This is a genomic window from Kribbella amoyensis, from assembly GCF_007828865.1.
Lineage (GTDB): Bacteria > Actinomycetota > Actinomycetes > Propionibacteriales > Kribbellaceae > Kribbella > Kribbella amoyensis.
This window is the reverse complement of record NZ_VIVK01000001.1, coordinates 4,157,440-4,177,347: the sequence shown is the minus strand read 5'-3', so window position 1 is coordinate 4,177,347 and position 19,908 is coordinate 4,157,440. Positions and strand designations below refer to the sequence as shown.

General features: G+C 68.8%; 21 protein-coding genes and 1 tRNA gene. 11 read left to right on the top strand and 11 right to left on the bottom strand.

Annotation, left to right across the window (positions count from 1 at the left end):
* Positions 1-49: 49 nt before the first annotated feature.
* From FB561_RS19790 to FB561_RS19770, 5 genes are all read right to left on the bottom strand, one after another.
* Positions 50-1,708, bottom strand: a complete 1,659-nt coding sequence (locus tag FB561_RS19790; protein ID WP_145808738.1) for a type 2 periplasmic-binding domain-containing protein — start codon at positions 1,706-1,708, stop codon at positions 50-52.
* A 28-nt stretch (positions 1,709-1,736) separates the two neighbouring features.
* Positions 1,737-2,648 carry a carbohydrate ABC transporter permease gene (locus FB561_RS19785; RefSeq protein WP_145808736.1) on the bottom strand — a complete coding sequence of 304 codons (912 nt, stop codon included), beginning with the start codon at positions 2,646-2,648 and terminating at the stop codon, positions 1,737-1,739.
* Positions 2,645-3,643 carry an ABC transporter permease gene (locus FB561_RS19780; RefSeq protein WP_145808734.1) on the bottom strand — a complete coding sequence of 333 codons (999 nt, stop codon included), beginning with the start codon at positions 3,641-3,643 and terminating at the stop codon, positions 2,645-2,647. The genes FB561_RS19785 and FB561_RS19780 overlap by 4 nt, the downstream gene beginning before the upstream one ends.
* Positions 3,644-4,060: 417 nt before the next feature.
* Entirely contained in the window at positions 4,061-5,059 is a 999-nt protein-coding gene (locus tag FB561_RS19775) for a Gfo/Idh/MocA family protein (RefSeq protein ID WP_145808732.1), read from the bottom strand.
* Positions 5,052-5,792 carry a ThuA domain-containing protein gene (locus FB561_RS19770; RefSeq protein ID WP_145808730.1) on the bottom strand — a complete coding sequence of 247 codons (741 nt, stop codon included), beginning with the start codon at positions 5,790-5,792 and terminating at the stop codon, positions 5,052-5,054. The genes FB561_RS19775 and FB561_RS19770 overlap by 8 nt, the downstream gene beginning before the upstream one ends.
* A gap of 100 nt (positions 5,793-5,892) precedes the next feature.
* Between FB561_RS19770 and FB561_RS19765 the strand changes: the two genes are divergently transcribed.
* Positions 5,893-6,885: a LacI family DNA-binding transcriptional regulator gene (locus FB561_RS19765; RefSeq protein WP_202880676.1), complete on the top strand. Its 993-nt coding sequence runs from the start codon at positions 5,893-5,895 to the stop codon at positions 6,883-6,885.
* Here the strand turns inward: FB561_RS19765 and FB561_RS19760 are convergent.
* Entirely contained in the window at positions 6,798-7,424 is a 627-nt protein-coding gene (locus FB561_RS19760; RefSeq protein WP_145808728.1) for a GNAT family N-acetyltransferase, read from the bottom strand. The genes FB561_RS19765 and FB561_RS19760 overlap by 88 nt on opposite strands.
* Before the next feature lie 297 nt (positions 7,425-7,721).
* Here FB561_RS19760 and FB561_RS19755 point away from each other — a divergent pair, with 297 nt between their 5' ends.
* A complete protein-coding gene (locus FB561_RS19755; RefSeq protein ID WP_145808726.1) occupies positions 7,722-8,990 on the top strand; it encodes an MFS transporter in 1,269 nt (422 codons plus the stop codon).
* On the opposite strand, the gene FB561_RS19750 is transcribed toward FB561_RS19755, so the two are convergent.
* Entirely contained in the window at positions 8,987-9,964 is a 978-nt protein-coding gene (locus FB561_RS19750) for a TerC/Alx family metal homeostasis membrane protein (protein WP_145808724.1), read from the bottom strand. The genes FB561_RS19755 and FB561_RS19750 overlap by 4 nt on opposite strands.
* A gap of 430 nt (positions 9,965-10,394) precedes the next feature.
* Between FB561_RS19750 and FB561_RS19745 the strand changes: the two genes are divergently transcribed.
* The gene (locus tag FB561_RS19745; RefSeq protein WP_145808722.1) at positions 10,395-10,628 is read left to right on the top strand and encodes a DUF6458 family protein; all 234 of its coding nucleotides are present in this window, start codon (positions 10,395-10,397) and stop codon (positions 10,626-10,628) included.
* Between the two features lie 6 nt (positions 10,629-10,634).
* Here FB561_RS19745 and FB561_RS19740 read toward each other — a convergent pair whose 3' ends face one another.
* Together FB561_RS19740 and FB561_RS19735 are read right to left on the bottom strand one after the other, a co-directional pair.
* Positions 10,635-11,429 (bottom strand): siderophore-interacting protein, encoded by a 795-nt coding sequence (locus FB561_RS19740; RefSeq protein ID WP_145808720.1) that lies wholly within the window; start codon positions 11,427-11,429, stop codon positions 10,635-10,637.
* Positions 11,426-12,415: an ABC transporter substrate-binding protein gene (locus tag FB561_RS19735; protein WP_145808718.1), complete on the bottom strand. Its 990-nt coding sequence runs from the start codon at positions 12,413-12,415 to the stop codon at positions 11,426-11,428. The genes FB561_RS19740 and FB561_RS19735 overlap by 4 nt, the downstream gene beginning before the upstream one ends.
* Positions 12,416-12,530: 115 nt before the next feature.
* Here FB561_RS19735 and FB561_RS19730 point away from each other — a divergent pair, with 115 nt between their 5' ends.
* The 4 genes from FB561_RS19730 (at position 12,531) to FB561_RS19715 (ending at position 15,233) form a co-directional block, all read left to right on the top strand.
* Positions 12,531-13,340 carry a helix-turn-helix transcriptional regulator gene (locus FB561_RS19730; RefSeq protein ID WP_145808716.1) on the top strand — a complete coding sequence of 270 codons (810 nt, stop codon included), beginning with the start codon at positions 12,531-12,533 and terminating at the stop codon, positions 13,338-13,340.
* Positions 13,341-13,382: 42 nt separating this feature from the next.
* Positions 13,383-13,991: a hypothetical protein gene (locus tag FB561_RS19725; RefSeq protein WP_145808714.1), complete on the top strand. Its 609-nt coding sequence runs from the start codon at positions 13,383-13,385 to the stop codon at positions 13,989-13,991.
* A 36-nt stretch (positions 13,992-14,027) separates the two neighbouring features.
* Positions 14,028-14,186, top strand: a complete 159-nt coding sequence (locus FB561_RS39235) for an FCD domain-containing protein (protein WP_145813186.1) — start codon at positions 14,028-14,030, stop codon at positions 14,184-14,186.
* 288 nt (positions 14,187-14,474) lie between these two features.
* Positions 14,475-15,233: a class I SAM-dependent methyltransferase gene (locus FB561_RS19715; protein WP_145808712.1), complete on the top strand. Its 759-nt coding sequence runs from the start codon at positions 14,475-14,477 to the stop codon at positions 15,231-15,233.
* Between the two features lie 104 nt (positions 15,234-15,337).
* On the opposite strand, the gene FB561_RS19710 is transcribed toward FB561_RS19715, so the two are convergent.
* Positions 15,338-16,777, bottom strand: coding sequence for a GuaB1 family IMP dehydrogenase-related protein (locus tag FB561_RS19710; RefSeq protein WP_145808709.1), 1,440 nt, complete (start codon positions 16,775-16,777; stop codon positions 15,338-15,340).
* A 165-nt stretch (positions 16,778-16,942) separates the two neighbouring features.
* Here FB561_RS19710 and FB561_RS19705 point away from each other — a divergent pair.
* Positions 16,943-17,015, top strand: a tRNA-Ala gene (locus tag FB561_RS19705).
* An 80-nt stretch (positions 17,016-17,095) separates the two neighbouring features.
* On the opposite strand, the gene FB561_RS19700 is transcribed toward FB561_RS19705, so the two are convergent.
* A complete protein-coding gene (locus tag FB561_RS19700) occupies positions 17,096-17,584 on the bottom strand; it encodes a GNAT family N-acetyltransferase (protein ID WP_145808707.1) in 489 nt (162 codons plus the stop codon).
* 209 nt (positions 17,585-17,793) lie between these two features.
* On the opposite strand from FB561_RS19700, the gene FB561_RS19695 reads away from it, so the two are divergent.
* From FB561_RS19695 to FB561_RS19685, 3 genes are read left to right on the top strand one after another with little or no spacing between them, the layout of a single operon-like run.
* A complete protein-coding gene (locus tag FB561_RS19695) occupies positions 17,794-19,032 on the top strand; it encodes an MFS transporter (RefSeq protein ID WP_145808705.1) in 1,239 nt (412 codons plus the stop codon).
* A 28-nt stretch (positions 19,033-19,060) separates the two neighbouring features.
* Complete coding sequence (locus FB561_RS19690; protein ID WP_145808703.1) at positions 19,061-19,534, top strand: SRPBCC domain-containing protein; 474 nt, start codon at positions 19,061-19,063, stop codon at positions 19,532-19,534.
* Positions 19,531-19,863 carry an ArsR/SmtB family transcription factor gene (locus tag FB561_RS19685; protein ID WP_145808701.1) on the top strand — a complete coding sequence of 111 codons (333 nt, stop codon included), beginning with the start codon at positions 19,531-19,533 and terminating at the stop codon, positions 19,861-19,863. Before FB561_RS19690 ends, FB561_RS19685 begins: the two co-directional genes overlap by 4 nt.
* The last annotated feature ends 45 nt before the right edge of the window (positions 19,864-19,908 follow it).

Below are 19,908 nucleotides of genomic sequence, written 5' to 3'. Positions count from 1 at the left end.
GGGAGCCTGGACGGTGGCTTCCCCGGCGCGGCCGCTGGTCAGGTGGCTGCTATTTCGGGCCGGACTTGTACTTGTCGTAGGCCTCTTGCTGGATCTGGAGGTACCGGGTCATGCCGGTGTTGTCCAGGCCCTTCACGTACGCGTCCCAGTCGGAGTCGAGGTTCTTCGAACCGGTGATGAACGCCAGCTGGTTCTGGTTCACGTAGTTGTTCAGGTTGGTCTGCAGGGTGGCGATCTCGTTGCCGAGCGCGGGGTCCGGCCAGACCGAGGTCTGCGGGAACCAGAGCGCCTTGTCCTCGTGCCCCTCGTACTGCTTGGTGGCCTGGAACAGCCGCCGCTCGAGACCGTCCGAGCTGTAGATGTCGGCCGGTACGACCTGCTCGTTGCGGAACGCCAGGGTGATGTTGTACTGCGCCATCGCGTCCCAGGACAGGTTCTTCGGCGCCTTGTCACCGGAGAACCGGTACCAGCCCGGCTTGCCCTCCAGCGCGATGTCGCCGGCCTTCGGCGCCCGCCAGCCCACGTTCTCCGGGCCCATCAGGCTGACCTTGCGGCCCTCGTCGCCGTAGATGTAGTCGAGCATCTTGATCGCGGCGACCTGGGCCTCCTTGCTGGCCTTGTTGGTCAGCATGAAGGTGTACCCGGTCGAGCTCGGGTAGTTGTACCCGGTGTAGCTCTTCCCGTCCGGCCCGGTCAGCGGCGGCACCGCGTCGTACTGCTTGTCCCGGCCGTCCTTCGAGTCGAGCTGGACGAAGATGCCGGGCCAGAGCACCGGGACCGTGCCGAGCGTGACCGCCTTCGGGTTGTTGCCCTGGGCCTGCAACGCGGAGGCGTTCTGGGTGAACGCGGCCTGGTCGATCAGCCCGTCCTTGTAGAGGGAGTTGATGTACTTCAGGCCCTCCTTCCACTCCGGCGTGTTCACCGGGGTGACCACCTTGTCGCCGTTCAGGGTGAGCAGCGAGCGGACGCCGTTGTTGGCGCCGACCGGGTTGTAGGCGAAGGCGTTCATCAGGTAGCCCATCAGGCTGCTGTCCTGGACGTCGGTCGTCATCGGGATCTCGTCGGCCTTGCCGTTGCCGTTCGGGTCCTGGGTCTTGAAGGCCTGCAGCACCTTGCGCAGGTCCTCGGTCGTCTTCGGCATCTGCAGGCCGAGCTTCTTCAGCCAGGCGGTGTTGATCCAGAGCTTGTCCGGGTAGGTGCAGTGGAAGCAGTCCGACCACTGCGGCAGCGCGTAGATGTGACCGTCCGGTGCGGTCGACATCTCCTTCAGCGTCTTGTTCTCGTCCAGCGCCTTCTGGATGTTCGGCGCGTTGTCCTTGATCAGCTGCTCCAGCGGCAGCGCGACGCCCTGGGTACCGAGCTTCAGCACCTCGGCCTGGGTGAAGCCGTCCACCCACGGGATCAGCAGGAACAGGTCCGGGTAGTCGCCGCTGGCCAGCGCGATCTGCCGCTTCTCCTTGGCCGGTCCACCGTCGAAGGTGGTGGTCTGCCAGCGGAACTGGATCTTGAACTTGTCACTCATCACCTTGGTCACCGCGTTGGTGTCCAGGTTGGTCGTCGGGTCGGCCGGCGCGAAGGTGTCGATGACCACCTTGTCGCCGTTCATCTCCGCCTTGGCGCTGTCGTCGGACTTGTCCGAACTGCAGCCGGCCACGGCCAGGGTGACGGCGGCCGCGAGCGCGGCCACCTTGCTCACTGTCGAGCGCATTGCGGGGTTCCTTTCTGGCAGGGCCGAGTCAGCCCTTGACGGCGCCGATCATCACGCCTTTGGTGAAGTGACGGGCGACAAACGGGTAGATCACAAGTACCGGCACCGTCGAGATCACGATCAGCGCGTACTTGAGGACGTTCGCCAACTGCTGCTGGTCGAGCTGGTTGGCCAGGTCCTGGGAGGATCCGGTCTGCGAGTTGAGGATCAGCACGTTCCGCAGCACGATCTGCAGCGGGTACAGGCTGGGGTCCTTGAGGTACACCAGGGCGTCGAAGTAGCTGTTCCACTGGAAGATCGCGTACATCAGCGCGATCACCGCGATCACCGGCTTCGACAGCGGCAGCACCACCGACCAGAGGAAGCGCAGGTCGCTGGCCCCGTCCAGCGTCGCCGCCTCGTACAGCTCGTTCGGGATGGTGCTGCGGAAGAAGGTGCGGGCGATGATCACCTGCCAGACCCCGATCGCGCTCGGGATCACCATCGCCCAGCGGGTGTTCAGCATCCCGAGGTCCTGCACCACCAGGTAGGTCGGGATCAGGCCGCCGGAGAACAGCATCGTGAAGAGCAGGAAGCTCATGATCACGTTCCGGCCGAAGAACGTCGTCCTGGACAACGGATAGGCGATCGCGATGGTCAGCGTGACGCTGATCAGGGTGCCGCCGGCCGCGTAGATGAAGGAGTTCAGGTAGCCCTGCATGATCTGCGGGTCGCCGAACGCCACCTGGTACGCGCGCAGGCTCGGCTCGACCGGCCAGAGCAGCACCCGGCCGCCGGACACCGCGGACGCGCTGCTGAACGAGTTGGCGACGATGTAGATCAGCGGCACCGCGACCGCGATCAGCGCCAGCCAGAGCAGCAGCTTGACCACCAGCAGGAAGATCCGGTCACCGCGGGTCTCCGCGATCGACGTCGGCTTGACACTCGTGCGGGCGCTCATGACCAGAGTCCGTTTCCGGTGATGCGCTTGGCGGCGAAGTTCACGCCGAGCAGCAGGAACAGGTTGATGACCGAGTTGAACAGGCCGATCGCGGTGGCCATGCTGAAGTCGGCGTTGATCAGGCCGGTCTTGTACACGTAGGTGGCGATGATCTCGGACTGGCTCAGGTTCAGCGGGTTCTGCAGCAGGAAGACCTTCTCGAACCCGATCGACATGATGTTGCCGACGCCGAGGACCAGGATGATCACCGCGGTCGGCAGGATGCCGGGCAGGTCGACGTGCAGGATCCGCTGGATCCGGCTGGCACCGTCGATCTTGGCCGACTCGTGCAGCGCCGGGTCGATCCCGGCCAGCGCGGCGAGGTAGATCACCGCGGAGTACCCGGTGGTCTGCCAGACGTCGGACCAGACGTAGATGTGCCGGAAGTAGTCCGGGTTGCCGAGGAAGTCGATCGCCGGGACGCCGAACAGGCCGATCGCGTCGTTGACGAAACCGAGCCGCGGCGACAGCACCAGGATCGTCATCGAGACGACCACCACGGTGGAGATGAAGTACGGCGCGTAGGTGACCAGCTGCACCGCCTTCTTGAACAGCCCGACCCGGATCTCGTTCAGCGCCAGCGCCAGGATGATCGGGATCGGGAAGCTGGCCAGCACCAGGTACAGCGCCAGCAGGAAGGTGTTCTTCAGCAGCGTCCAGAACACCGGGTTGGCGAAGAACAGCTCGAAGTTCTGGAAGCCGACCCAGTCGCTGCCCCACGGGCCCTTCACCGGGCTGTAGTTCTTGAACGCGATCACCGCGTTCGCGATCGGGATGTACTTGAAGATGACGAAGTACGCGACCGGCACGAGGATCAGCAGGTAGAGCTGCCAGTGCCGCCGGAAGCTCCGCCGGGCCGCGGTCCGCCGGCTCGTCCGCCGGGGCCGGCCGGACGGCGCCGGCCGCTCCACCACCGGGGCCGGGGGCGCCGGTCTCACCTCGATCGTTCCGCTCACACCGCGTCCCTTCCCTGCCCGCACGGCCCGTGATCGCCCGGCCACCGCTCGGAGTCAAACCGATATCCGATAGGATCTCGGAATCCTTTCCCCGGGAATATGACACAGAACCCGCGACAGTGGAAGAGCCTCGGCCCGGGTCGATATCCGATGTTGACCGAGCGCCGGAATCCCTTGCCTACAAGGGATCCACGCAGTTGCCGACAGCAAGAAAACCCGGGAAACGCCGAGCGGATCCCCAGGCTTCGCCGAGGGATCGGAGGCAGGATCGAGTACCGGTCGGAGACGTTCTGAGCGGGCGTCTCCGGACCGGTCCGGTTTTATTTCTTCCGTTAACTATGTCGCAGTCAACTGTGCCGGCGCGAACATGTCAAGACTTGCCGGCTGTGTCGTTCAGCCGCGCGCGACCCGTACTGTTCAGGCGCGCGCGGTCAGCACCTCGGCGAGCTCGACCCGCCGCTGCTCGGTGGCGGACAACACCGCCGCCTCGACCATCGCGAGGCTGTGCACGTTGCTGCGCGCATCGGTCTGGGAAGGCTCACCAGTTCGCACGCAATGGACGAATTCCGCCAACGAGCCGGCCGTCTGCTCCGGGGCGTCGCCGACCTCGAACTCCTTGACCGGATCCCCCGTCGTCGGGGCGTCGTCCCCGTTCCACAAGGCCGTACCGTGTTCGCCGCTCACCCGCCATGCGCTGTTCCACGAGGTCTCCTGGCCGGGTGCGCACCAGCTGCCGTGGAAGACGAACCGGGTCCCGCCCGCGAACTCGAAGATCGCGGTCGCCGCGGCGTCGCCGGCGAACCAGCTCCAGCCCGGGTTGTACGACTCGCAGTACACGCTGACCGGATCCGCCCCGAGCAACGCCCGGGCCGAGTCGAACTGGTGGATCGCCATGTCCACCAGCAACGGGTACGGCATCTGCTCGCGGAACCCGCCGAAGTGTGGCGCCTTCGCGAACTCGCAGGACACACTCGCGATCCGGCCGAGCTTCCCGGTCGCCTCGCGGAGTGCGGCGAACTGGTTCAGGTACCGCCGTGACTGGCTGATCATCAACAGCTGCCCGGTCTCCTCGGCCACCCCCGCGATGTACTGCGCGGCCGCGACCGTCGGCGCGATCGGCTTCTCACACAGCACCGGCAACCCGGCCCGCAACGCCTCCTCGTTGACCGGGTTATGCGCACCCGGCACGGTCACGTTGAGAACGGCGTCCGCACCGGTCGCGTCCTTGAGCTCGGACAACGACCGTGCCACGGGGACGACGGCCGCCAGCTCCTCCTCGGTGACGCGCTGGGCGAGCTCGAGGTCGAGGTCCACCAGGCCGACCAGCTCGGCGTCAGGGGAAGCGGCGATGGTGTGCAACCAGGCCCGGCCCATCGCGCCGGCCCCGACCTGGAGGATCCGCAGTGGCTCAGGCATCGAACTCACCGACCGCGTGCCGGTTCAGGACCGGGATCCCACGGGCAGGCCGGTCGGTGTACGCCCAGGCGACGCCGTTCGCGATCACCTTGCGCACGTCCCGGTGGTGGTACACGGGATAGTCCTGGTCGCCGGGTGAGAAGTAGAAGATCCGGCCGTGGCCGCGCCGGAAGGTGCACCCACTGCGGAACACCTCGCCGCCGCTGAAGTTGCTGACGAACACCAGCTCGTCGGGCACGGGGATGTCGAAGAACTCGCCGTACATCTCCTGCGCCTCGATCTCGATCGGCTGCGGGACGCCTTGGGCGATCGGGTGCGTCGGGTCGACGGTCCAGACCAGCTCGCGGTCCCGCTCGTTGCGCCAGCGCAAGGTGCAGGTCGTCCCCATCAGCTTGCGGAAGATCTTCGACCAGTGGCCCGAGTGCAGCACCACCAGGCCGAGTCCGGCGAGGACGTGCTCCTGGACCCGGTCGACCACCTGGTCGTCCACCTCGTCGTGTGCCGCGTGGCCCCACCAGACCAGGACGTCGGTCTCTGCGAGCACCTCGTCGGTCAAGCCGTGCTCGGGCTCGTCGAGGGTAGCCGTGCGGACCGTCGCGGCGGCGCCGAGGTTCTCCTCGATGCCGCGCTGGATCGTGGTGTGCATGCCGTCCGGGTAGAGCGCGGCGACGTTCTCGTCGCGCTGCTCGTGCCGGTTCTCGCCCCAGACGAGGACGCGCAGCGGTTCGGGCATGGGTGATCGCTCCCGGGCAGCTGGTGGAGTGGGCGGTAAAACGCTTAACCTGAGGTGAGGTTAGCCGCCGTCGGGGCGGCGCTGTCAAGAGGAGGTCCGGGTGCCGACCGTGCGCGATGTCGCCGAGCGCGCCGGGGTGTCGGTCGCGACCGTGTCGTTCGTCCTGAACGGCACCAAACCGGTGACCCCGGCGACCCGGCAGCGGGTCGAGTCCGCGGTCGCGGAGCTCGGGTACCGGCGCAACGAGCTGGCCCGGGCACTGGCGAGCCGGCGGACCAGGATCGTCGCGCTCGCGCATCCGACCGGGGAGCACCGCTTCGGCAGTTCGACACCGGATTTCGTCACCAGTGCCGGCCGCGCGGCCCGGTCCCGCGGGTACCACCTCGTGCTCTGGCCGGTCGACACCGATGGCGGCGAGCTCCGCGAGTTGCTCGGGCAGGGCCTGGTCGACGGGGTCGTGCTGATGGAGGTGCGGATGGAGGATCCCCGGATCGGCGTCCTGCGGACCGCGGGGACGCCGTTCGCGTTGATCGGGCGGACCGCGGATCCGGCCGGGCTGGTGCACGTCGACATCGACTTCGACCGGTCGGTGGCGATCGCGCTCGACCATCTCCAGAAGCTCGGGCATCGTGACATCGCCTTGGTGACCGCGCGGAGCCCGTTGCCCGACTACGGTCCCAAGGTGCGAACGCGGGCGGCGTACGAGCGGCTCTGTGCCGAGCGCGGGCTGACGCCGCAGCTGTATGACTGCGATCCGACGGCACCGGCCGGGCGGGCTTTGGTCCCTGAGCTGGTCGAGCGAGCGACGGCGGTAGTGCTGATGAACGAGTACGCGACGTTCGGCGTACTCACCGGCCTGGCCCACGCGGGGTACGTCGTACCGCGGGATCTCTCCGTGGTGGCGTTCATGTCACCGGACATGGGCGCGCTCGCCGATCCGCCGCTCACCGTCCTGCACTCCCCCGGGCCGGACCTCGGTCGCTTGGGGGTCGAGGCGTTGATCGATCAGCTGGAAGGGACGGCGCCCACGGAGCCGGCGTTGCTGCCGTACGTGTTCGAGGAAGGACGGTCGACCGCCCGCGTCCGGGCGTGAACGTGGACGTCGTGCCAGCCGTCGAGGTGTTGCCAGCAACTGCGGAGAACGCCTTCGAGCGCGTACCCGGACTTCTCCGCGACCCGGCAGGACTGCACGTTCTCGGTCGAGTGCTCCAGGGTCAGCCGCCGGAAGCCGATCTCCTCGAAACACCAGCGCTCCACCACCCCGACCGCCCGGGTCGCGAGACCACGCCCCCGAGCCTGCGGCAGCATCCAGTACGAGAGGTGCACCGACGCGCCGGCCAGATCGACGCCACGGAGCCCGACCTGACCCAGGGCCTCGTCCCCGTCGTCGACGATCGCCCAGCTCGCCGCGTCCTCGTCGGCCCAGCGGCGGCCCCATTGCGCGATCCAGTCCCGCGCCTCGTCCTGGTCGTCGATCCGGAGCAGGTGCCAGCGCTGGATCTCCGCGTCCCCAAAGGCTTCCCGGACCTGGCCGGCATCCGCTGGACGCCACGGCCGCAGCCCCGGCAGTACTGGCTGATCCCGCTCCCGCAGCGTCCCGGCGGGCAACACCGGAGGGACCAGCTTCGGCATGAGAAACGTCCTCGTCTGACAGCAAAGACCTGACCCGACCATCACGGGGGAACGGCCGGGCCAGGCTACTTCCGATGGTACCCCCGACGGCCGGGGTCAATCGGCAAATTCGGAGGCGGAAACGCCGGTGTCCCACTTACTCTTGCGCGCATGCAACGTCCTTCCTGAAAGCGCACCTCCGCGCTCCGGTGATCCGCCGGAACCGCCGTCGTGCGTCACGTTCCAGCGCCGGGCCGTCACTGCCGGCCGCGCTGCGTCCTGTCCGCATGCCGTGCTGCTTCCAGGAGCCGAACACCCATGTCCTTGCCTGCCCGCGGAACCGCCGACGCGGTCCGCACCTACTACGCCTTCAACGGCGTCTGGTCCTTCCTCCTCGCGCTGACGTTCACCCTCTCCGCGGTGTACTACGTGCGCGACGTCGGGCTGAGTCCGCTGCAACTGGTCCTGGTCGGGACCACGCTCGAGCTCTCCTGTTTCCTCTTCGAGATCCCGACGGGGATCGTCGCCGACCTGTACAGCCGCAAGCTGTCCATCATCATCGGGTTCGTCCTGATCGGCGCCGGGTTCCTGCTCCAGGCGCTGGTGCCGGCGTTCCTCGCGATCCTCGCCGCCCAGGTGCTCTGGGGAATCGGGTACACGTTCACCTCCGGCGCCGACCAGGCGTGGATCACCGACGAGATCGGCGCCGACCGGGTCGGTCCCGTGTTCGTCCGCGAGCAGCAGGTCACCCTCACCGGCACGATCCTCGGTACCGTCACCGCGGGCGCGCTCGGCCTGATCGCGCTGCCGGTGCCGATGACGGTCTCCGGGGCCGGGATGATCCTGCTCGGTCTGGTCCTGGTGCTGGTGATGCCCGAGCGCAACTTCCACCCGACCCCGCGGGCCGAGCGCGAGACCTTCACCCATCTGGCCAAGACCTTCCGGACCGGGATCGCGGTGGCGCGGAGCCGTCCGGTGGTCCGCAGCCTGGTCCTGATCAGCCTGATCTCGGGGTTGTCGAGCGAGGCGTTCGACCGGCTGTGGACGGTGAAGGTGCTCGAGTTCCGGTTCCCCGAGGTGTTCGGCACCTCCGATCCCGCGTTCTGGTTCACGGTGCTCGCGCTGATCGGGACGTTCCTGGCGCTGGCCGCCTCGCTGGTCGTCAACCGGGTGTCGGCCGCCCGCGTGAACAACCTGCACCCGAACGGGTTGCTCGCGTTCCTGGCCGGGCTGCAGGTCGTCGGCGTGATCGGGTTCGCGCTGATCGGCAGCCTGTGGTTCGCGCTGGCGGCGATGTGGCTGAGCCGGGTCGCGCTCACCCTGGCCGCGCCGATCGAGGCAGCCTGGCTGAACCGCAACCTGGAGTCCGGCTCGCGAGCCACGGTGATCTCGATGGTGTCGCAGGCGAACGCGATCGGTCAGGTGGCCGGCGGTCCGCCGCTCGGCGCCCTGGCCGGCCGCAGCCTGCGGACGGCACTGATGGTCTCGGGCCTGATCCTGACCCCGATCCCCTGGCTGTACCTCCGGTTGCGCCCGGCCCCGGACCGGGCAGTCACGGACCGGGCGGCCACGGCCGGCGCGGACTAGTCCGCCTCGGCCTCCAGGCGGCGACGGTCGTAGCCGGACTTGATCAGGCTGGCGACCGTCGTCACCAGCAGCGTGCCGGCGATGAAGCCGAGCGAGGTGGCGATACCGATGTGCGGCAGGTGGATCGCGCCGATGTCGTCGATGTGCGAGCCGTGCAGCGCCTCGATGATCAGCTTCACGCCGATGAACGCGAGGATCACCGACAGCCCGACGTTCAGGTAGATGATCCGTTCCAGCAGCCCGCCGATCAGGAAGTACAGCTGGCGCAGCCCCATCAGCGCGAACGCGTTCGCGGTCAGCACGATGTACGCGTCCTGGGTGAGGCCGAAGATCGCCGGGATCGAGTCGAGCGCGAAGATCACGTTCGCCATCCCGATCGCGGAGATCACGATCACCAGCGGCGTCAGCATCCTGCGGCCGTCGACCCGGGTGGTCAGCCGGGCGTCGTCGTAGTCGTGCGTCAGCGGCAGGATCCGGCGCATCCCGCGCAGTACCGCGTTCTCCTGGAAGTCGCTCTCCTCGTTGTCACCCTCGAGGGCCAGCCGGACCGCGGTGTAGACCAGGAACGCGCCGAAGATGTAGAACACCCAGCTCGCCGCCGCGATCGCGGCCGCACCGGCCAGGATGAACACCGCGCGCAGCACCATCGAGACCACGATGCCGATGTACAGCACCTTGTCCTGCGCGATCGGCGGCACCGCGAACCGGGCCATGATGATCACGAACACGAACAGGTTGTCGACGCTGAGGCTGTACTCGGTGATGTACCCGGCGACGAACTCGCCGCCCGAGGCGCCCGGGCTGAGCACGAACAGCCCGACCGCGAACAAACCGGCCAGGCCGACGTAGAACAGCACCCAGCGGGTGGCGTCCTTGATCGTTACGGTGCGCTTGCGCCGGGCGATCACGATCAGGTCGAAGGCGACGATCGCGAGCAGACCGGCGATCGTGAGGATCCAGACCGCAGGGGACATCGCTGAGACCATGACGAACCTCCGGACGACAGCTTCCAGGTCCGGAGGTCTCTTCCGCCCGGCGAACCGCCCGGACCGGCAGCACCGGGCCGGCCGTCCAGGCCTTCCGTGATGACGACGCTGCCGCTACGGACCCGGTCGAGCCGGGTCCGGGAGGAATACTCCCCTCCACGCCCGCACGACGAACCACCACGGCGGGCGGACCGGCGTACGCACAAACGGGCCGATCGTACCCGTCGCGGTGGGCCGGAGCCGTGCGCCAGATCACAACCGATCCATTCGGCATCAATGTATACCGGATACCACCTTCCGGCCAGTCCCGCGGGGCGCCTCGTTTGACCGCCGCCGGGACCGGGCACCGGAGGCTCCGCGGGGGCGGCAGGTGGAGCCGGACTCCACCGGCGTGAGGCATGGCACGAGGAGGACTTCGATGGGTATCGGTGCGGGAATCTTCCTGCTCGCGGTCGGCGGCATCCTGGCGTTCGCGGTCTCGGACCGGATCAGCGGGATCGACCTGACCGTGGTCGGCTACATCCTGATGGGCGCCGGCGCGCTCGGCCTGATCCTGGCCGTGGTCATCAACGGCCAGCGGTCCCGGACCAGCCACACCGTGGTCGAGGAACGCCGCGACGCGCGGCTGGACCCCCGCGACCCGCGGCTGTAGGACGCGTCAGTCGTCGGCGTGGTCGGCGGCGCCCCGCTTCCAGTAACCGGTGACGAGGTGGTCCAGCCGGTTCTTGCTCCAGGCACGGAGCGGGCGGATCCCGTCGGCCTCGCCGGCCGCGAACAGGAACGCGCGGCCGGCCGCCGGCGGCAGCTCCATGACCGTTGCCGCGAGCAATGACCTTGGCACCCAGCGGACCCTGACCCCGGGCCGCTCGGCCAGCGGGTACGCCGTCTCGTCGTCGTGGTCGAACTCGACGACGAGATCGGCGGACACGTCCTCCGGCGACTCCTCCAGCCACCTCGCGGCCGCGGGCAACCCGGTCGGATCCACGGCGAACACGTAATGGTCGTAATTGTGCGGGAACGCCTTCGCCCCTGGCGGACCAGCGATCGCGACCTCGTCCCCGATCGCGAGCGCCTCGGCCCAGGTCGCCGCCAGCCCACCCGGATGGACGACGAACTCCAGCTCCAGTTCGCGCCCGGCGTACCGCCGGACCGTGTAGCGCCGCGTCGTCGGGATCGGGCGCGGCCAGTCGAGCATCTGGCGGTCGTTCGGGACCGGGACGCGGTGGGTGCCGTCGGGATCCGGGAACACGATCTTCACGTGGTCGTCGCACTGGTAGCTGTGGAACCCGTCCAGGCCAGGGCCCTCCAGGGTGACCCGCAGCAGGTGCGGGGTGACGTACCGCTTGGCGGCGACCTTCGGGGTGCGGATGCCGATCGGGTACGGGATCCGCTCGATGACGGTGCCGTCGGTGTGCAAGGCGGCGACGCGTTCCTTGGCGTGGTCGCGGTTCATCGGTTCAGCAACGGCGCGAACGCCTGGTCGAGTGAGTCGAGGGTGAGCCGCGCGGACTCGTACGTCGCCGCCTGGGTGTAGCGGATCGGGTACACCCGGCCGGCCTTGACCGCGGGCAGGCTCTTCCACAACGGCGAGTCGAGCACGAACTTGATCGCGGGACCGACGGTGCCGTCCGGTTCGAGCGTGTACGTGATCGCGTCGGCGTCCCGGAGGCTCTCGGGCAGCAACTCGATCGACTCCTGCTCGGACACGTCGAGACTGCCGCCACCCTTCTTCTTCACCTCGCCGTAGTACGTCACGCCGACGTCCTGCGCGATGTTCGTCCCCCAGGACCGGGCGTACTCGCGCATGAAGTTGCCCTTGGCCACTTGCCCGTACCCGCCGACGTGGCCGAACTTCAGCGAGCCGAGCACGCCCGCGTACTTCGTCTTCAACGCGGCCGCCTTCTCGTCGTACGCGGCCTTGGCCCGGTCGAAGGTGGCGGTCCGGCCGGCCGCGTCGGACTGGCGGCGGGACAGCTCGCGCCACGCGTCCGGCACGGTCGGGCCGATGGCAACGACAGGGGCGACCCCCTCGAGGCGTTCCAGGTCGATGTCACCGAGTACGGGTGCCGGGACCCCGATCACGATCAGGTCGGGCTCGGCCAGCGCGATCTTCTCGTAGTCGGTCTCGTCCGCGGTCTCGCCGGCGATCTTGTCCAGCGCGTCGTACTTCGCCTTGTCCTCGGCCGACATCATCGGGATCCCGCGTTGCCAACTGGAGATGCCGACGAGTTTGGCGTCCGCCTCGATCAGCGCGGGCACGGCGTACCCGGTGGCGACGACGCGTTGCGGATCCTTCGGGATGGTGATGTCGCCGTTGTCGGCGGCGAACACCCGGGTCTCGGCCGCGGCCGCTCCGGTGTCGTCGGACGAGCCGCAGGCGGTCAGGCCGAGGGTGACGGCGAGGAGGGTGGCGAGCGCACCGGACAGGCGCAGGGACATGGCTGGCGGGGTCCTTCTCCAGGGGTCGGCGGTCGAAGTTAGGCTAGCCTTACCAATCGCGTCCCGATAGCGCGGACGAGACACCCACTGTCGCCGGGAGGACACCTTGAACCTGGTGACCGCGTTCGGCACCGACCCCGAGTCGTGCCAGGAGTTCGGCTACGGCCTCGGCACTCCGGGCGGCATCCTCGTCCTGCGGTACCGGTCCGCCGGGACGTTGGAGTTCACCGAGAGCCGGCAGGACTTCCTGCACCAGTTGTACTGGTCCCCCGACGGCCCGCTCTCGGTCGCCCACGGCACCAGCACCCACTTCGTCGACTCCACCGAAGCGGCCTGGATCCACCGAGCGGTCACGCACTCGGTCCACACGGCCTCCGTCGATCGGCAGACCGTGTACCGGGTCTGTCTGCGCGAGGTCCCGCCCGCCCTGACCGGCGTCCGGATCGGGATCGCGGGAGTATCCCCCGAAGTGGCGGACGTGATCGAGTCGCTCGCCTCCCCCGGCATCGCCGAGGCGGTCGCCCTGGAAGCCCGCGGACGGCTGATGGCCGGCCTCGAACCAGCCGGCCGCGACCTCACCGGATCCCCGAGCACCGGCCCCGGCTTCGCGCTCCGCGTCGCCCGCGCCCTCGCCCACGACCCGGCCGACCCGACCACCCTGGAAGCCTGGGCCACCCGGCTGCACATCAGCCCCAAGACCCTGCAACGCGACTTCCACCGCGAGTTCGGCCGCTCCTTCACCACCTGGCGCACCGACCTCCGCCTCCGCGCCTCCCTCGTCCTCCTCGACACCCACCCGGTCGGTGAAGTAGCCCACCGGGTCGGCTACTCGACCCCCAGCGCCTACATAGCCGCCTTCACCAGAACCTACGGCCACACCCCAGGCCGCCACGCAGTACGCCACTCCCGCTTCGACGCCGGCTGAGCGCGCCGGTTCGTGGGGTGGGGTGGTGGGTACCGCTGACGGATGGACGGTGAGCGGAAAGGTGCGGTTCTCGATGCGCTGACCACTGAGCACTACGTGCTGCAGAGTGCTGCTGGGACTGCGATCAGTGAGAGCGGGGCGCGGGCCACCGGCTTCGTGCTGACAGTTTCGTCATCGATGGTGGCCATCGGGTTCACCGTGGGGAACGAGACCGCCTTCTGGCCGTTCGTCTCGGCGGTACTGCCGTTGTTGTTCGGGCTGGGCGTCGCGACGACGGTGCGGCTGGTGGAGAACGGCGTCCAGGGGTTGATGTTCCAGCAGGCGATCGCCCGGATCCGAGCCTTCTACCGGACCCTGGACGAGGACCACGCGCGGTACTTCGGGAAGTACAGCCGGCACGAGAACCCCGCCGAGGCCACCGAAGCGCTGGCGATGCTGGCGACCAGGACACGGCCCGAGATCGTCAGCATCGCGGCGACGACCGCGCTGATCACCGCGGCCATCGGCGGGATCGCGGTCGCCTTGCTGGTGGTGCGGATCGCCGGCACCGACCGGGTCGCGGTCGCGTACGCCATCGGTGCCGTCGTCGTCGGGATCCTGATGACGTGCTTCTTCGCCTTCGAGCGTTCCCGCTACCGCGACGTGCTGTGAGAACGCCGACGTCGCCGTCGCAGCTACGAGGGTCAGATCGAGCGCCAACTCCCGGTCTCCACCACCATCGACCAACACCGCGCCATCGCCGAAGCAGTCCGCGCCCAAGACCCCCAAGCCGCGGCTGCCGCCATGCGCAAACACCTCAAACAAACCGAAAAAGACCTGACGGCCGCGTTGAGGGCAGCCATCTAACACCCCCACCCATCAGACAGGCCGCACCCCGACGCGGTATCGGCGAGGCACCGGCGAAGTACCGGCGTGCCCGCGCGCGCTCCGGCTGGAACGCGGCCGTCCGCGAGTACACCTCGAACAGGAATCAGGGACCGCGGACATCACACAACCTGTCCACGGTCCCGACGAGCTGTCCGAGGTCCCGGCGTGAGGTGCAACGCCCCGGCGACGCGTCCGAGGTCCCGGCGATCTGTCCGCAGTCTCGGCGTCTTGTCAGCCGAGAACCGAGCGATACCTAGAATCGCGGGTATGACGACTCCTTCTGGGCATGCGGTGAGTCAGTACTCGGACGGGAGTTCGCGGTTGCGGGCCCGGATGGGGATTCACGAGTTCGGGACGCATCCGCAGGGGTGGTACTCCTGGTTGGCGGAGCGGTTGCCGGTGCGGGGGGACGTGCTCGAGGTCGGGGCGGGGAGCGGGCGGCTCTGGGCCGAGGTTCCGCACGACGAGGCGCGGTTGACGTTGACCGACTTCTCGGCCGGGATGTGCGAGGAGCTTCGGGGTGTACCCGGTGCCGAGGTGCGGCAATGCGATGCGACCGAGCTGCCGTTCGAGGATGCGAGCTTCGACGCGGTGATCGCGAACCACATGCTGTACCACGTCGACGATCCGGAGGCCGCGCTGCGGGAGTTCGCGCGGGTCCTGCGGCCCGGCGGGCGGCTGGCCGCAGCGATCAACGGGCGCGACCACATGCAGGAACTCCGCGAACTCGGCCCCGCGATCGGACGGCCCGGGTTGCTCCGCGGGCTGGTGGTGAACGACTTCGCCGCGGACAACGGCGGCGCGATCGTCGCCAAGTACTTCGCGGACGTCGACGTCGAGCGCTATTCCAGCGACCTGGAGATCCCGTCCGCCGACCCGGTGCTCGCGTATCTCGACAGCCTGGGAACCGCGGACCTGACGCCGGCCGAGGCCGCGGCGGTGCGGGACCTGGTCCAGGCCGAGATCGATGCCCAGGGCCACTTCTTCGTCCGGCGGCACTCGGCGCTGATCACCGCGACCCGCTGATCACGGCGATCCAGCTGACCCACGCCGATCCGGCCGAGCACTCGCGATCCCGCTGAGGACACGCGATCTCGCTGCGCACCGCTGAGGACCCACGATCCCGCCGATCACCAGCTGGAGTCGACGGGCTGGCCCTCGGTGTACCCGGCCGCGGTCTGGACGCCGACGGTCGCGCGCTCGTGGAACTCGGTGAGGTCGGCCGCCCCGGCGTACGTGCAGGAGCTGCGGATCCCGGCGACGATCTCGTCCAGTACGTCCTCGACGCTCGGGCGGCGCGGGTCGAGGTACATCCGCGCGGTCGATATGCCCTCGTTGAAGAACTCCTTGCGGGCTCGCTGGAACGGGCTGTCCTCGGCCGCCCGGGAGCGGACCGCCCGCGCCGACGCCATCCCGAAGCTCTCCTTGTAGATCCGGCCCTGCCCGTCGCGATGCGGATCGCCGGGTGACTCGTACGTCCCGGCGAACCAGGATCCGATCATCACGTTCGACGCCCCGGCCGCGAGGGCGAGCGCCACGTCCCGTGGATGCCGGACGCCGCCGTCGGCCCAGACGTGCTTGCCGAGCTCCCGGGCCTTCGCCGCGCACTCCAGGACCGCGGAGAACTGCGGCCGCCCGACTGCGGTCTGCATCCGGGTCGTGCACATCGCGCCCGGCCCGACCCCGACCTTGACGATGTCGGCCCCGGCCTCGATCAGGTCGGCGGTCCCGGCCGCGGTGACCACGTTGCCCGCGACGACGGGGACCTGCGGATCGAGGGCGCGGACGGTCCGCAGTACGTCGAGCATGCGCTCCTGGTGACCGTGCGCGGTGTCCACGACGAGGAGGTCGATCCCGGCGTCGAGCAGCGCCTTCGCCTTCTGGCCGACGTCGCCGTTGATCCCGAGCGCGGCGGCCACCCGCAGCTTGCCCGCGGCGTCGACGGCCGGCTCGTACAGGGTCGCGCGCAGCGCCCTCGTCCGGGTCAGGATGCCGACGATCCGCCCGGACTCGTCCACGACCGGAGCGAGCCGGTGCCGTCCGCCGTGCAACTGGTCGAACGCCGCCTCCGCCGCGATCCCGGCCGGCAACGTCAGCAACTCCCGCGACATCACCGCGTCCAGCTGCGTGTACCGGTCTACGCCGGCGCAGTCCGCCTCGGTGACGACCCCGACGGCCTGGCCGCGCCCGTCCACCACGATCACGGCCCCGTGGCCGCGTTTGGGCAGCAGGTTCAGCGCTTCGCCGACGGTCCCGCTGGGCGTCATCACCAGCGGGGTGTCGTACACGGTGTGTCGCTGCTTGATCCACCCGGTCACCTCGGCGACCACCTCGACCGGGATGTCCTGCGGGATCACCGCCAGCCCACCACAGCGCGCCATCGTCTCGGCCATCCGCCGCCCGGACACCGCGGTCATGTTCGCGGCGACGATCGGGATCGACGCCCCACTCCCGTCCCGCGTCGACAGGTCCACGTCCAGCCGCGACGCCACCTCGGACCGGTTCGGGACCAGGAAGACGTCGTTGAACGTGAGGTCCTGCCCCGGCACCTGCCCCTGCAGAAAGCGCATCCCGCACCTCCGAAGCTCACCGCGCACCACCCGCCACCGGCTCCCGAGCGTACGCCACAGTCCGTCCCGCCAACCCCCACCGACCCCCGCCCTCACCACCCCCAACCCCCGATTTTTCTTTGAGCCCAGGTGTCCGCTAAACTTCCGGAGTCGCAAGGACAACGCGGGGCTTTGGCGCAGTTGGTAGCGCGCTTCCATGGCATGGAAGAGGTCAGGGGTTCGAATCCCCTAAGCTCCACCCCAGGTCAGAGGCCGGTTTCCCTTCGGGAGACCGGCCTCTTGCATGACTTGAGTGACTGAGAACGACCCGGTGAGACCTCACTGGTCGAGGGCGGCGCGAAGTACGACGCTCTGCTCGACGAAGCCGAGTTTGTCGTAGAACGCGCGAGCGGACCGGTTGGCGGCGTAGGCGGTGACGGAGATGGCTGCGGCAGCGTGGGACCGAGCCCAGGTTGTGAAGTAGCGGACCATGGCCTGGCCCATCCCGGTGGAGCGAACAGCTTCGTCGACGTAAAGACTGCGGATCTCAGCAGTACGTCGGCCGAAACGGGTAGGCGACGGACCTGTCAGGTAGCCGACGAGGTGTCCGGCGATTCTCTCGTCCTGCCTTGCGACGAGAACGAGGGCGGACTCGTTGTCGATGAGGCGGATGAAGTCTTCTCGCGCATGTTGCCCTGGCCAACTGACATCGACGAGCGCGTCGTGGGTACCGGCGTCCTCGAGGAAAAGGCGCGTCTCGAGGCGGATCAGGTCGTCGACATCGCCGGCGTTCGCGACCTCGACGCGAATGCTGCGCCTATCGGACATCGACCCATGCTACCTAGCGTGCCTCTGGGAACACCCGGCGTTCGGTTTGACGACGATCCAGCCGCACCTCAAGGACGCCGGCCGGGATGACGTGATGGTCCGCGACGCGTCCAGCGGCTGATCGATACTGCAACCGATAGGTTGCAATCTTCGAGGTTGTGCGGCAAGCTTGACTGCAACCATACGGTTGCATGTTCTTGGAGGTTCTGATGTCTGACCCACGGAGACTTCCCGGTGCTGGTCGTTCGCGGGTGGCGATCGTCCTGGGCGCGTTGTTCGCCGGAACGTTCGTGATGGGGTGCGCCGAGATGCTCGTGGCGGGAATGCTCGATCTGATGGCCGCGGACCTGGCGGTACCGCTGTCGGCAGTGGGCGCGCTGGTGTCCGCGAATGCGCTCGGGATCGCGATCGGTGGGCCGCTGCTGACGTTCCTGACCGCCCGGCTCGGCCGGCGACCGGTACTGCTGGTCGCGCTCGCCGTGTTCACCGGACTGAACCTGCTGCCCGCCCTCGGTGCCGGTCTGGAGGCTTTCATCGCGGCCCGGGTCGTGATCGGTGCGGCGGAGGGGCTCTTCATCGCCGCGGCCATCACGACGGCGACCTCGATCGTGCCGCGGGAGCGAGTCGGCCGCGCGATGGCGGTGGTGATCTCCGGTTTCGCTGTCTCCGGTGCAGTGGGGATGCCGCTGGGCCGGCTGCTCGGCGAAGCCGTCGGCTGGCGGGTGTCGTTCCTCGCCGTCGTGCTGACAGCCGCCGTCGTTCTCGTGATCGCCTTGCTCGTGGTGCCTCGTGTGCCGGGCGAGAGCGAGGTCGGGATGCTGGGCCAACTGCGGTTCGCGTTCGCCCCACCCGTACTGGCGGTGCTCGCCGTCGGCGTCCTGCTGTTCGCGGGCGTCTCGGCTGCACAGACCTACCTCGTTCCCTTCCTGGACGGCGTCGCCGGGGTCTCCGGGCCTTGGATCGGGGCGTGCCTGATGGGCTTCGGGATCGCCGCCGCGATCGGGTCGTTCGGCGGTGGCAGGTTTGCTGATACCGGCGCCGCACGCGCCCTGATCCTCGGCGCCGTCGGTGTCGCGGCATCGCTCGTCGCGATGGTGCTGTGGGGCGCGAACCCGGTCGTCGCGGTGATCGCGCTGCTCGGTCTCGCCCTGTGCAGTGCAGGCATCACGAGCCCCTGGCAGCACCGCGTCGAACACCTCGCCGGCCCCGGCGTGATCCTCGCGGCCTCGCTGCCCGCCTCCGCCGGGAACCTCGGCGACGCCGTCGGCGCCTTCAGCGGAGGGCAGGCGATCGACCTCGGCGGCATCCCCACAGCGATCCTCACGGCCGCGATCCTCGCCATCGGGTCCATCGCCGCCGCGATCGCCAGCCGGTCGTTGCGGCCCGCCCGCCGGCCGCAGACCGAATCGGCCCTGCGCCAGGAAACCGAACCTGCCACCGTCCAGTGACCATCGACCGAAGAACGAGGACAGACGCATGGAGAGCACCCACAACCCTCAGGCCGTGATCGACGCTGACACCTTCAGCGTGCGCCGGACGATCCACATCAGCGCCCCTCTGGAGAAGGTCTGGCGCACCGTCACCGAGCCCGCGCTGGTCTCGCAGTGGTTCGGCCAGCTCGCCCTCACCGGTACAGGTGCCGGCGCCCTCGGCACGATCGGTTGGCCGGACGAGCGCCGGGCGCCGATCAGGGTCGAGACCTTCAACCCGCGCTCAGAGGTCTCCTACCGCTGGTGCAACGCGGAAGACCCGCTCCCGGAGACTCTCGACGAGCAGCGCTCGACGGTCTTCACCTTCACCCTCGAAGCGACCTCCAGCGGCACGCAGCTCACCGTCGTCGAGACGGGCTTCGAGCGCACCAGCGATCCGGCACAGGTCATGGCCGACCACCGTGAAGGCTGGGACGGGGAACTCGACAAGCTCGTCGCCCTGCTCGAGCGCGACGCATGAGCGGCCGAGCACTGCCGGACGGAACCGTGGTCGCCCTGTGCAACGCGCTCGGCGAAGAGACCCGTTGGAGCATCCTGACCGCCCTCAGCGAGGGCGACGCGTCGGCATCCGCCCTCGCCCGACGCCTGCCCGTCACCCGGCAAGCCATCGCGAAACATCTCGCGGTGCTGCACGAGGTCGGACTCGTGGAGACGGTGCAAGCCGGGCGCGAGGTGCAGTACCGGGCCATCGGCGCACCGCTCAGCGCTATGGCCCGCCGGCTCGACGCCATCGGCACCGAATGGGACCGCCGCCTCGCCACTATCAAGCACATCGCCGAGAACCTCTGACGCACCAACCACCAGGGGTCGTCCCGAGGACGGTCGAGAGCGCAC